Raw genomic sequence first — 11,805 nt, 5'->3', positions numbered from 1 at the left:
ACCCCCACCCCGTCCGGGCGCCTACCCCGTCGTGCGCCCTCGGCGGCGTCTTCTACGCTTCTCACCATGACGTTCGCCGGGATCCTCGCCTTCTTCGGGCTCGCCGTGGTGGCAGTGGACGTGCTCGGCGGCGTCATCGCCATCGGGGTGATGCTGCGCGGGGGCACGGTGCGCCATCTGCTGGCCTTCGCCGGCGGCTACTCCGTGGTGATCGTGGCGGCCACGCTGATCCTGCATCCGCTGATGGCGCTGCTGCACCGCTGGCTGCGGCCCGTGCTCGATTCGAACGATGCGATCGGGGTGGTGGAGATCGTGGTGGGCCTCGCCCTGCTCGCCGTGAGCCTGCACCAGTTCCGGGCCGCGTCCCGGCCGCCCACACCGCACGGGCGGCTCGAGCAGCGCGCCACCCCGAAACGGCTGGCCATCGCCCCGCTCGTGCTGGCCGGGATGGGGTTCGCCGGGACCGCGCTGGCCGATCCGGCGTTCCCGCTCGCCGTGGGCATGGCGTCCCAGGAGAAGAACCTCGCACTGCACGTGGCGCTGCTGGTGGGGTGGAACCTCCTCTACCAGGCGCCGCTGGTCGCGGTGATCACCGCGGCGCTGTTCGGCAAGCACGAACAGCTGGCGGCGCGGGTGATGGAGGTCGTGGGCCCGCGCCGCAGCGCGCTGCAGACGGCGCTGGCCGTGCTGCTCGCGCTCGGCGGCGTCGCCGTGCTCGGCGACGGGGTCTACGCCCTGATGGGCGGGCACGTGCCCTGGCTGCGCCAGCTGCTCCTGCTGCGGTGAGACCTCAGACAGCGCAACCTGGCTCTCGGGAACTCTGCGAGGGGGAACGGGTCCACACCGCCCCGCAGGCGTGGCCGATCGGTCCCGTGCGGCGGGCAGAAAGGTCGGGAGTCTGCACTACTCCCCCTCGGCGTACCGACGCTGCCTCTCGCGCTGGCCGTGCGTAAGGGTGCGCAGGTCTGCGTCCTTGTCGAAGCTCGAACCGAGGGCGCCGGCAACCACTCCCATCGCCGCGCTCAACCACGCGATGTCCACGTAACGCGCAACGCTCGCCTCCCGCTCGATGGTCGCCGCCAGATAGTCCGGATCGATGACGATGACCGCTGTGAGGAAGATGCCCATCACCAGGGCGAGATACAGAAGGCCGCCCACCATGAGCAGCGTCAGCACCGTGGAGAGGTTGTAGAGCAGCACCACCCGCGCCAGGCTCTGGCTCTTGGGCACGTCCCACAGGCGGTTGCCGATGATCAGCCAGGCGGTGATCGCGAGAACGGCGAGGACACCGATGCTCACCAGTCGCTGGGGGGTGAGATACATCGACATCGACCAGATCGAGTTGTAGAACACACCGAATGCTCCGGTCGCGGAGGCCGCCGCCAAAGCGCCCGAGAGCTTCGGCACGGTGCGCAGAGGCTCATTGCCGCGCACCATGCCCGCCACGGTGCGCATTCCCCCGACGACCCGGGTCCCGGTCAGCAGTTGATGGTCCTCGGTGTCGAGCGCTTCGTTCCACCGCGCCCAGCCGCGCTCATAGCGCGAGCTGTCGCGCCGCTCCTGGGTGGGTCGCATCCGTACGGTGCAGGCCAGCAGCGTATCCAGGATTCGTCGCCGCGTGGTGAACACTCCCAGGGTGGGACAGGAGATGACGGCGATGTTGTGCTCGGGGAAGATCTCGGCGATCAGCGGCCTGCCCTCGTGCACTCGTGGGATCTCGGTGAGCAGCAGCACCGCATCGGGGTCGCCGAAGGCTCGTGACTGTTCCAGTGCCTGGGTGAGGTCCAGGGTGTCGTCCGGCTGCAGCCGGAGCGTCGCCGTCTTCATCTCGAGCTCGATGGGTGGACCGTACATGCTGTTCAGCTCCCGCTCCATCGCGTCCTTGACCGTGGCAGCCCTGGTGCTGGGCAGGCCCGGATCCGCGACCAGCAGCACCCGCACTCCGACGGACGGGCGCGAAGCGCCGGGGGGTTGTCCTTCACTCATAGAGACACCCTGCCAGCCGTTCCGATCTGAGGACAGGCCACGGACGCTGACCGACCATGCGGTCGCGACCAGGAGTTCCCACGTGGCCGGGAACAGCGCCCCGGCTCACGGAGCGGATCACCCCTTGATCGCGCCGAAGATCACTCCCTTGGTGAAATGTCGCTGCACGAAGGGGTAGACGAGGAGGATCGGCACCAGCGCGAACACGACGATCGCCATCTTCACGGCCAGGCTCGCAGGGGGCTGCGAGGACCCCACGCCCGCCGGGGTGAGCGCGGAGCCGGGCAGCTCCACGCCTTCGAGCACGTAGGAGCGCAGCACCATCTGAAGCGGCCACTTCGCGCTGTCCTGCAGGTAGAGCATGGCGTTGAAGAAGGCGTTCCAGTACCCGACGCCGTAGAAGAGGGCGATGACCGCGATCACGGCGGTCGACATCGGCAGGATGATCCTCGCCAGGATCCGGAACTCTCCCGCCCCGTCGATCCGTGCCGCTTCGAGGATGCTGGTGTCCACCCCCATGAAGAAGGCGCGCAGGATCAGGATGTTGAACGCCGAGACGGCGCCGGGAAGGATCAGAGCGAGGTAGGAGTCGATCAGGCCCAGCCCGGAGACCACCAGGTAGGTCGGGATCATCCCGGCGGAGAAGAACATCGTGATGATGAACAGGAACAGGATGGGCCGGTGCAACACCGTGCTGGTGCGACTCAAGCCGTAGGCGGCCAGCACCGAGACGACCGTCGACAACGCTGTTCCCACGGCTGTTACACCGATGCTGACCAGGATCGAACGAGTCACCACTCCTCCGCTGAGGATCGCGGAGTAGGCCGAGCTGGTGATCTCGCCCGGGATCAGCACCATCCCGCCGGCCGCCGTGATGGTGGCGTCGGTCGAGAGCGACGTCAGCACCACGGTATACAGCGGCAGCAGCACCACCAGCACGATCCCGGCCAGAGCGAGGGCCTTGCCGATCCGCTCTCCCGCGCTGGGCGGTTCCGCCCAGGCGGGACGTCGAGTCGATGTCGAGGAGCCGGCACCGATCCGGCCGAAGCGTCCCAGCCATCCCCCCGCACCCGGCGGGCGCCTGGTTCCGCGCGCTCTTCGGGCGAGGGGCACGGACCGCTCCGTAACGCCCGACCCAGGTGACTCCAGGCCCATCACGACTCCTTCCTGTACACACCGGCTTCACCGAAGACGTGCGCGAGCTTGTTCGCGCCCAGCACCAGCAGCAGCGAGACGATCCCCTTGATCAGTCCGGCGGCGGCGGCGAACGACCAGTCCCCGCCGATCACACCCTGGTAGTAGACGTAGGTGTCGAGCACCTCCGCAGCACCCTGTCCCACCGCTCCCCGCTGCAGGATCAACTGCTCGAAACCGACGGTGAGGGCGTCCCCGAGGCGCAGGATGAGCAGCAGGATGATCGTGGGTCGGATCGCCGGGAGCGTGATCGACCACATCCGCCGCCACTTCCCCGCACCGTCCACCGCGGCCGCTTCGTACTGTGCGGGATCGATCGTGCTGAGCGCCGCGAGGAAGATGATCATGCCCCACCCGGCGTCCTTCCATACCGCCTGTGCGGTGACCAGGAGCAGGAAGGTGTCCGGGTTGGTCATGATCTCCACCGGCTGCATGCCGGCGTCGCGGAGCACGCGATTCAGCAGCCCGGCACCGCCGAGGATCTGCTGGAAGATCGTCACCACCAGCACCCAGGAGAAGAAATGGGGGAGGTAGATGATCGATTGGATGGTGGTGCGCAACCAGGGCGTGAGGATCGAGTTCAGCAGGAGTGCGAGCGCGATCGGCACCGGGAAGTAGAAGATCAGCTGGAACGTGGTGATCGCCAGCGTATTGACCACCGCGTCCCAGAACGAGGGCGTGCGGAACACCCGCACGAAGTTCTCCCAGCCGGCCCACGGGTTCTCGAAGAGGGCTACGTACGGCGAATAGTGCTGCCATGCGATGACGTTGCCGAACATCGGGACGTACATGAACAGGATCATCAGCCCGACTGCCGGCACCACCATGGCCAGGAACGGCCAATCCCGGCGCAGGCGCTTGGAAAGTGGGACGCGCCGCCGAGGGGCGGAGGGGAGGGCCCGGTCCGCGGAGCCGAGGGATCTGTCACGGCCCCGACGCAGAACGTTCACTGTCCGATCTCGTCGAGCACGCCCTGGTAGTACTCGCGCATCCGGTCACCGCCCGATGAACGCCAGGTCTCCACTGCCGCATCGAAGTCGTCCATCGTCTTGCGACCGCGCACGACATCCTTCTCCAGGTCGTACATCGGCTGGTCGAGGGAGGCGTACTCCGGCGGTCGCGGGATCTGATGACCGTAGAACGGGTCCTCGACCATGTGCTCGGTCTCGCCGGCCATCCACTCGCAGTACTCACGGACGTGCTCCGGGTTCTCGAAGTCGAACTTCGCGACCGGCCCCGTCACGAGCGTGGAGAGCACTCCGGGGTGCTGCTCCGCGAGCTTCTCCGTCGCCTCCGGAACGCCCCCCTGGCCGCGCTGGAAATGAGCGCCCTCGACCCCGAAGTTCACCAACTCCCACTCCTTGGTCCCGAAGGGCGCCGCAAGATAGTTCGCGATGCCGAGCAGCTCCTCGATACGGGCCGAGTCATCGGACTTCTTGAGGAAGCTGAAGAAGTTGGCGGCATTGCCGGCATACCGGAGCGGGGTCGATCCGTCGGCCGAGAGGCCGCTCATCGGCACTTGACGATAGTCAGGGTTCGAGGCCTGAACTCGCGTCATCGCTTCCCCCCAGGCGCCGATCCCGTCGTAATGGATCGCCACCTGGCCGGATTCGAAGCGCTGCTTGGCATCCCCGGAGTCGGCCACCACGTCCGGATGCACCAGACCCTTCTCGAACAGCGTGACCTGGAAGCCGAGCGCGTCGCGGTACTCCTTCGTCTCCCAGCGGTAGACCAGCGCATCACCATCGATCCGCCAGCTCGGAGGTGCCCCGAACAAAAGGTTCGGCGCGCCGACGTTCAGATCGTTGGTCGCCCACCGGTTGGCGCCGGGGTCGGTCAGCTCCTCGCACACCGCCAGGAACTCGTCGGCGGACGCCGGCGGCTGGAGCCCCAGGGAGTCGAAGAGATCTGCCCGATAGAAGATCGCATCCGTGACGATCTCACCTTGGACGGGGATGCCGTAGATCTTGCCGCCGAACACACCGAACTTCCATGCCGCGGTGGGAAGGTTCGCCAGATTCGGCCACTTCGAGATGCCGTCGCCCGCGAGGTAGGGAGTCAGGTCCTGGAACACGGACTCGACGGCCTGCGAGAAGCGCGGAGGCGGGTTCCATCCGAAGACCGAGACCCAATCGGCCACGTCATCGGGCGAGGCGAAGACTGCCGCCTGCTTGTCGCCGTAGTCATTGCCGGTCGTCATCTGGTAGCTCAGGGTCGCGCCCAGCGCCTCGTCGAGTGCTCGCGTGTACTCGTTGTCGAGATTCGAGGCGACCGCGCTCCAGGTGGGGACCATCAGCTCGAAGGTGCTACCCGCACCGGGGGGCGCGTCCACGGTCCGAGGGAGCTCCTCGGGGTACGTCGTGTATCCGGGGGTGGATCCGTTCCTCCCGGGGATGTCCGGGGTCACCGCCGTCTCCTCGACATACGTCGGCAGGTCCACCTCGGAATTCGCGGCGACGTCGCCCGCGGCCTTCTCGCTCGGGGCTTCTCCCCCGCACGCCGCGAGAGTCGGGAACAACGCCGCTAGACCGACACCGCCGAGCAGTGCACGGCGAGAGGCATAGCTGCGGGAGGGTGCGGTTCGATCGGTCATCGGGGCTCCTTCATCAGCAGCGGAGGCAGGCGGCGTTGCCCGCCCCCGTGGGAGGCGTCCGAGCGGGACATCCTCATGTGGTCCGGTCTGTGATGGTTTACCGGTCCACCTCGGTCACAGTAGGCTTCGCCGTACAGGTGGTCAAGCATCGACCGGTAGGTCGGTCGACAAGCAGCTGAGGAGCCGTAGTGAGCAGTCTTCGGGACGTCGCTGCAGCCGCCGGCGTGAGCCGCATGACGGTCTCGAACGTCATCAACGGCCGCGAGCACAAGGTGTCGTCGGCGACCATCGCCCGCGTCCGGAAGGTCATCGCCGAGCTCGAGTACGTCCCGGATGCTCAGGCCCGCTCCCTCGCCGCGAACAGATCCCGAATGCTGGGCCTGGTCGTGCACCACCCGGACGAACGCCGCGAACTCCTCGAGAACCCCCACGACGCGATCCTGGTCGGAGCCGTCGAGCAGGCCGTCTCCGCTGCCGGCTTCGCGTTCATCACCGCATCCAGCGCGGACGTGGTCTCTACGGCCCGGACGCTCGGATCCTGGCGCGCAGACGGCCTGATCGTCTACGGATCGGTGTCCGATGAGATCAACGAGCTCGAGCGCACTCAGGCGCGCCCCCTGGTGTTCCTCGACAACTACTCTCGCGACGAGCACGTGAGGACGGTCGGAGTCGCCGATCACCAGGGTGGGGTGGAAGCCGGAGAGCACCTCATCGCGCTCGGGCATCGCCGCCTGGCCTTCGTCGGCCCCATGACTCCCGGCGACGGCGTCGTGGCCCGACGACTCACAGGGCTCCGCGCGGCTGCCGCAGGAGCGGGCATCGACACCGTGCGCGCCCTACACGCGGATCACGCACCCCGAGCTGCGGCTCGCGTCGTCGAGCAGATCATGCTGGGACCTGACCGCCCTACGGCAGTGGTCGCCGCGAGTGACACCTTGGCGGCAGAGCTGCTGGGGGAGCTCCTGGACCGTGGCATCGACGTGCCCGGCCAGATATCCCTCGTGGGATTCGACGACATGGCCGTCAGCCGCTGGGTGCGCCCGCAGCTGACCACTGTCGCCCAGGACGTTCGCCTGAAGGCCGCCACCGCGGTCGAGCTGCTGATCAGCCTGATCGATGACGAGACGGGCGCGGGAGTCGACTCGCCGGCACGCCTGCCCATGACGCTGGTACCTCGACGGAGCACCGCCCCGCTCCGATGACGCGCAGCAGTCGGCACCACCGCGCCAGACTCTGGCACTCTCTCGTGCAGAGTGCTAATCTGCCGCCACTTGAGTCGAGGGGGCTCAAGGTCGGCGACCACCGGAATCCCGGGGTCACATCAGAGAGGAGACGCCATGGCCACCACCGATCCGTTCCGGGAGATGGAACGCTTCGCACATACTTTTCTCGATGCTGGACGTCGAGGACCACGGCAGATGCCGATGGACCTCTACCGTGCCGGCGACCACTACGTCCTGTCGGCCGACCTTCCGGGCATCGATCCCGGATCGGTCGACGTCGACGTCGACGGTCAGCTCCTGACGATCCGCGCGGAGCGCACCCTTCCGGCCGACGAGGGTGCACAGTGGATCACCCGCGAGCGCACCGGCGGGACATTCCTGCGCCAGCTCAGCCTCGGTCAGGGACTGGACACCGAGCGGATCTCCGCGAGCTACAGCAACGGCGTGCTCAGCGTCACGATCCCGCTCAGTGAGAGGGCCAAGCCCCGCAGGATCGACGTCACCGTGGACAACGCGCCGGCGCAGATCGAGTCCGCCGCAACCTGATCCGCTGCCTGCCGCCCGGGCCCTCGGCACCCCATGACGCCGAGGGCCCGGGGGAGGTCGACCCGTCGCACCGTCAGAGAGGACGTGATCGCAGTGCATGACCAGCTGAGCGAGACCCTGGTACGACTCTGGGTGGACGGCTGGGCCCGCACCCGAGGCCATGAAGCCGTCCACGAGGGCGGCATGCACACCGTCGGCCCGCGCGACGGGGACGCAGGCTCGGAGACGATCCTGTACCGCTGGAGCGAGGACGAGCTCCGCCGGGCATCAGCCTCCGTCACCGACGCACCGCACCACCTGCTGACTCTCATCTCCGCTGTCGACGAGACGCCTCCGGACCTCGAATCCTGTGGCGATCTCGACCTGATCAGCGACCAGGAGAGACTCATGGTCACGGACATGGCACTGCAAGATGTGGAGAACCCGATCACGCCGGACTCCTGCACGGTCGCCCGAGAGAGCTTCGACCGCTGGACGCTCCTGTCCGTCATCCAGGAAGGTCGAGTCGTCGCTCGGGGACGCATGGCGATCGTCGACAGCTGCGCCGTACTGGACCGCATCTACACCGCCAGCTCCCACCGCCGACAGGGCCTGGGCACCTATGTCACCCGTGCTCTCCTGGCCATCGCCCATGAGCAGGACGTCGAAACGGGGCTGCTGATGGCGACAGGACGGGGGGTCGACCTCTACGAAAACCTGGGGTGGACGCCCCTTGCGGACGTGCGCGTCCTCGGTGCCGCGGGGGCTCGCAACCGGCGTCGACCCTCGCACGCACAGATCGACGAGGAGCTCGGCTAGCTGTTGCAGGGCATAGCGGTGCGATTGCGGAGCACGGGCGAAGCAACGAGTCCCGACCGGTACGACGGGAAGTGATGAAGCCGCCCATCTGCTCCCACGCCGCCAACGCCGGCGGCGTCCGGGAGCCCGGCCAGGATGGGCACCCGGGCCCCGTTCCGACCCTGCCCGCGGTGTACTGTGACACCCTGGGCGATCGACTCGAAAGAGTGCATTCCTGCAGGTGAAGCACCCGATCATCGCTTTCGGACATTCCGCCGCACCTCCGAGGAGCTCCATGGATGCCGTGTCACGCCGACAGACCCTCGCCATGCTGGGGCTCGGGGCCGCGCTTCCGATGCTCGCCGCATGTCAGCCTGACGGCGATTCCGGTCCCGGGCAGTCCTCCACGCCCGAGGAGAGCGAGGACGCGTCATCGCCGGGGGACCCCGAGGGGGTCGTGGCCTCACGCACCGTGGTCACCGAAGGCGGCAGCATCGAGGTCGCCATCCTTCCCGTCGTCCGGGCGGACAACCGGTGCGTCCTGACACTCGACCTCGTCGCGACGTCGCTGCCGGAGGGAGGGGACGCGGTGCCGGCACGGCGGTTCTCGGGCGATGCGACGCTGGCGGGTCGGCCCGTGGTCATGGAGGACTGGGCTGCGGTGCGTCTCGTGGACCCGGAGGGGGCACGCATACGGCTTCCCGCGTCCGCACAGAACGGCTCCCTCGCTTCCCGGGCCTCCGTGGCGTTCCAGGAGGTCCCTGAGACGGGGGCGAGACTGCAGCTCGTCTACGCCGCCCCCGAGACGGGTATCGAGCAGCTGGGGCTCCTCCTCCCGGGGTGGTACGTGCCCGGCATCCCTGTCATCGACGGTGAGGTCCCCCAGGTGCCACCGCCCCCGGATGCAGAGCCCCTCGAGGCGGCGGAGATGCTCGGGATGGCCGAGGTGATCCCGGTCCTGCCGCTGGAGGGATATACGCGGCAGCTCGACGGCGGGGTGGGCGTGATCGAGTCCGTCGAGAAGGTGGAGATCCAGCTCGCCGGCGACGTGCTCTTCGACAGCAGCTCCGCGGAGCTCAGACCGGAAGCGGGAGAGATCCTGGACGCAGCTGCCGCGAACATCGCGGGATATGAGGAGGGCGCCGTGGATATCGTGGGGCACACTGACGATGTCGGGCCCTCCGCGGAGAACCTCTCCCTGTCGCAAGCCCGGGCCGAGTCTGTCGCGCGAGCACTCTCGACCCGTATCGATCCGTCCCTTTACGCGTTGAAGAAGCACGGTCTCGGTGAGAGCAGCCCCGTGGCACCCAACACCTCGGACGCGAACCGACAGCTGAACCGTCGTGTGACCCTCACGCTGACCTCGCAGAAGATCCAGCAGACCGAGGTCGACGCTTCCGGAGATGTGCCTCCCTTCGACGACGGGATCTTGGGCGATGGCACCGAGGCCGACGCCCGCGAGGGCTTCGAGCGAGAGGACGGAGGCGTCTCGTACCGGATCACCGCCCCGTCGATGCTGCGGGTCGACGGGTTGCTGGTCCTGACCGTCACAGCGCAGCGGAGCGGCGGACCCGCCGACGCCGCGCAGACCCAGCCCGTCGACCTGGGGGCGGGCGTGTACAGCTACCGCGGGGAGAACACGGGGTACTCCTCGACCTTCGCCGGCTTCGCCCCTCGGCTGCTGCTGGGGTCGACCGCCATCTATCCCCTGGACTACCTGCTGGGCGATTCGGCGATCGAAGGGTCCACGGAATGGCGCAACGCCACCGACACCGCCACCTCGGACCGCGCCGCCGACGGCGATATCTTGCAGTTCACAGCCCTCTACCGGGACCAGCCCGGGGTGGCCTCACTCATCGTCGAACAGCCCTCGGTGCTCGGCACCGTGCCGTTCAGGCTGAACGACGTGGTGGTCGAGGACGCCTGATCTCGGCGCTGCGCAGAACGGGGTCCGCCTCGGAGAGATCAGCGGGGGCTCTACGCCAGCCGGCCCCCGACCGCCCGGGTCGACGAGAGTGCCGACAGGGCCATGACCTCGCTCAGCGCGCGCGGATCCCGAGACGCCGCGGCGGAAACGAGGAGAAGGCGGCGCTCGGCCAGAGCTATTCTTCCGCTTCCTGTCCGCGACCGCGCCGCCACAGCAGCGCGGCCACGACGGCACCCAGGATGCCCGCGATGATGTCGCCGACGGTGTCCGCCGGGGCGGTGTGTATCGAGGAGTCCACCCACCTCGCACCGGCCACCTCCAGCAGCTCCCACACCACGGCTACCGCGGCGCCGCTCGCCACGATCACAGCGGGCGTCGGATCCCCGGAGCGCAGGACACGTGCGACCAGCACGGCGACCAGCCCGTTCAGCACGAAGTGCGTGGGAATGTCCCACCAGGGAAAGCGCTCGAAGAGCAGGAGGTAGGAGCTCACTGCGGCGAACAGACTGGCGGCGGAGACGGCGCACTCCCATTCCCGAGGCAGAGCAGAACGCCAGGCGATGACCTGGGCGAGTGCGACGAGCATCGCCACCGCGAACTCCGTCCACATTCCGCAGGCTGCGAACGCGACGGCGAGGGCGAGGCCGGACCAGCGCACGGGGACCAGGGCCAGGGCCCGGAACCGCGGCCACGCCTCCGTGCGCCCCTCGGAGCTCACCTCCGTCTTCCTCGCGGTGCCGCCGACCGGTCGTCGACGCAGCGATCCGCCCGGCAGAGGCCCAGCCTCGCCCCCCATCGCTCCCACGGTCGCTGCATCACCCAGTTGCGTCGCAGGGTGCTCACCGCGCGCCTCCCGCGCAGCGTGGCGAGACGTCCCGGACGCAGCGCTCTCGGGGACATCCCCACTCTGACCCCCCAGGCCCAGCGCACACGCTCATCGGGGGCCACTCGGAACGACAGATCCATGTCGTCGTGGACCTCCGCGCTGAGGGACACCTCCCCCCGCACTCGTTCCCACCAGACCCTCCGCATCGACATGGTGGTGCCGAAGGCGGGGAGATGGCCCAGGGCAGCTCCTGCGCACGCCATGTAGGCGCCGAGATAGACGATCGCGGCGAGCGCCCCCCAGGGGCGCGGCATGACGAAGCTGGCCGGCCCTGTCACCAGCACGACGGAGTCCGGGGCGAGGCTGTGGGAGCGGAGATGCGCGGAGATCCACCTCGCGGGGAGTCTGCTGTCGGCATCGCAGCGCAGGATGAGGTCGCCACGTGCGGCGTCGTAGCCTGCCGCAGCCGCCGCCGGGATGCCCGGAGCGGTCTCGTGGACGACGACGCAGCCGGCACGGCGCGCGAGCAGCGCGCTCTCGTCCCTCGACCCGTTGTCCACCACGATCACCTCATCAGGAGCTGTCGTCTGCTCGGAGAGATCCGCGAGAAGGCGGCGCAGGTGCTCTGCATCGTCCCTCACAGGGACGACGACGGAGCAGCTCAACCGATCTGCCGGGGAGGACTCTCGCATGGAGCGCTACGGTACGTGTCCTGACTGGGAGGCGACGTGCC

Annotated in this window: 11 protein-coding genes; 5 read left to right on the top strand and 6 right to left on the bottom strand. The window is 68.4% G+C overall.

All coding sequences use genetic code 11. The features are described from left to right. Nucleotides 1-66 precede the first annotated feature (66 nt). Nucleotides 67-786: a hypothetical protein gene (locus tag CFK41_RS02390; protein WP_096798231.1), complete on the top strand. Its 720-nt coding sequence runs from the start codon at nucleotides 67-69 to the stop codon at nucleotides 784-786. Nucleotides 787-903: 117 nt separating this feature from the next. On the opposite strand, the gene CFK41_RS02385 is transcribed toward CFK41_RS02390, so the two are convergent. The 4 genes from CFK41_RS02385 to CFK41_RS02370 form a co-directional block, all read right to left on the bottom strand. After that, nucleotides 904-1,875 (bottom strand): hypothetical protein, encoded by a 972-nt coding sequence (locus CFK41_RS02385; protein WP_227873176.1) that lies wholly within the window; start codon nucleotides 1,873-1,875, stop codon nucleotides 904-906. Between the two features lie 228 nt (nucleotides 1,876-2,103). Then, nucleotides 2,104-3,141 (bottom strand): carbohydrate ABC transporter permease, encoded by a 1,038-nt coding sequence (locus tag CFK41_RS02380; RefSeq protein ID WP_096798229.1) that lies wholly within the window; start codon nucleotides 3,139-3,141, stop codon nucleotides 2,104-2,106. Next, nucleotides 3,141-4,121, bottom strand: coding sequence for an ABC transporter permease (locus CFK41_RS02375; protein WP_096800898.1), 981 nt, complete (start codon nucleotides 4,119-4,121; stop codon nucleotides 3,141-3,143). The genes CFK41_RS02380 and CFK41_RS02375 overlap by 1 nt, the downstream gene beginning before the upstream one ends. Nucleotides 4,122-4,126: 5 nt before the next feature. After that, nucleotides 4,127-5,773 carry an extracellular solute-binding protein gene (locus CFK41_RS02370; protein WP_096798228.1) on the bottom strand — a complete coding sequence of 549 codons (1,647 nt, stop codon included), beginning with the start codon at nucleotides 5,771-5,773 and terminating at the stop codon, nucleotides 4,127-4,129. A 188-nt stretch (nucleotides 5,774-5,961) separates the two neighbouring features. On the opposite strand from CFK41_RS02370, the gene CFK41_RS02365 reads away from it, so the two are divergent. The 4 genes from CFK41_RS02365 (at nucleotide 5,962) to CFK41_RS02350 (ending at nucleotide 10,246) form a co-directional block, all read left to right on the top strand. Continuing rightward, on the top strand, nucleotides 5,962-6,975 hold the full coding sequence (locus tag CFK41_RS02365; protein ID WP_151904644.1) for a LacI family DNA-binding transcriptional regulator: 1,014 nt from the start codon (nucleotides 5,962-5,964) through the stop codon (nucleotides 6,973-6,975). 135 nt (nucleotides 6,976-7,110) lie between these two features. Continuing rightward, nucleotides 7,111-7,542, top strand: coding sequence for an Hsp20/alpha crystallin family protein (locus CFK41_RS02360; protein ID WP_096798226.1), 432 nt, complete (start codon nucleotides 7,111-7,113; stop codon nucleotides 7,540-7,542). A gap of 84 nt (nucleotides 7,543-7,626) precedes the next feature. Next, nucleotides 7,627-8,340, top strand: coding sequence for a GNAT family N-acetyltransferase (locus CFK41_RS02355; protein WP_169928772.1), 714 nt, complete (start codon nucleotides 7,627-7,629; stop codon nucleotides 8,338-8,340). Between the two features lie 274 nt (nucleotides 8,341-8,614). Next, nucleotides 8,615-10,246 carry an OmpA family protein gene (locus CFK41_RS02350; protein WP_096798224.1) on the top strand — a complete coding sequence of 544 codons (1,632 nt, stop codon included), beginning with the start codon at nucleotides 8,615-8,617 and terminating at the stop codon, nucleotides 10,244-10,246. 175 nt (nucleotides 10,247-10,421) lie between these two features. Here the strand turns inward: CFK41_RS02350 and CFK41_RS02345 are convergent, their stop codons facing one another. Both CFK41_RS02345 and CFK41_RS02340 read right to left on the bottom strand, forming a co-directional pair. Continuing rightward, on the bottom strand, nucleotides 10,422-10,964 hold the full coding sequence (locus tag CFK41_RS02345) for a hypothetical protein (RefSeq protein ID WP_151904643.1): 543 nt from the start codon (nucleotides 10,962-10,964) through the stop codon (nucleotides 10,422-10,424). Beyond that, a complete protein-coding gene (locus CFK41_RS02340; RefSeq protein ID WP_265415456.1) occupies nucleotides 10,961-11,713 on the bottom strand; it encodes a glycosyltransferase family 2 protein in 753 nt (250 codons plus the stop codon). The genes CFK41_RS02345 and CFK41_RS02340 overlap by 4 nt, the downstream gene beginning before the upstream one ends. Nucleotides 11,714-11,805 lie beyond the last annotated feature (92 nt).

It is taken from the genome of Brachybacterium ginsengisoli (genome assembly GCF_002407065.1).
GTDB lineage: Bacteria > Actinomycetota > Actinomycetes > Actinomycetales > Dermabacteraceae > Brachybacterium > Brachybacterium ginsengisoli.
Note: the sequence above shows the minus strand (reverse complement) of the source record. Positions and strands in the feature narration are given on the sequence as shown.

Excerpts from the sequence above, each read along its gene's own strand:
- CFK41_RS02390 (WP_096798231.1), top strand. The coding sequence starts at position 67 with ATGACGTTCGCCGGGATCCTCGCCTTCTTCGGGCTCGCCGTGGTGGCA.
- CFK41_RS02385 (WP_227873176.1), bottom strand. The coding sequence starts at position 1,875 with ATGGAGCGGGAGCTGAACAGCATGTACGGTCCACCCATCGAGCTCGAG.
- CFK41_RS02380 (WP_096798229.1), bottom strand. The coding sequence starts at position 3,141 with ATGGGCCTGGAGTCACCTGGGTCGGGCGTTACGGAGCGGTCCGTGCCC.
- CFK41_RS02370 (WP_096798228.1), bottom strand. The coding sequence starts at position 5,773 with ATGACCGATCGAACCGCACCCTCCCGCAGCTATGCCTCTCGCCGTGCA.
- CFK41_RS02360 (WP_096798226.1), top strand. The coding sequence starts at position 7,111 with ATGGCCACCACCGATCCGTTCCGGGAGATGGAACGCTTCGCACATACT.
- CFK41_RS02350 (WP_096798224.1), top strand. The coding sequence starts at position 8,615 with ATGGATGCCGTGTCACGCCGACAGACCCTCGCCATGCTGGGGCTCGGG.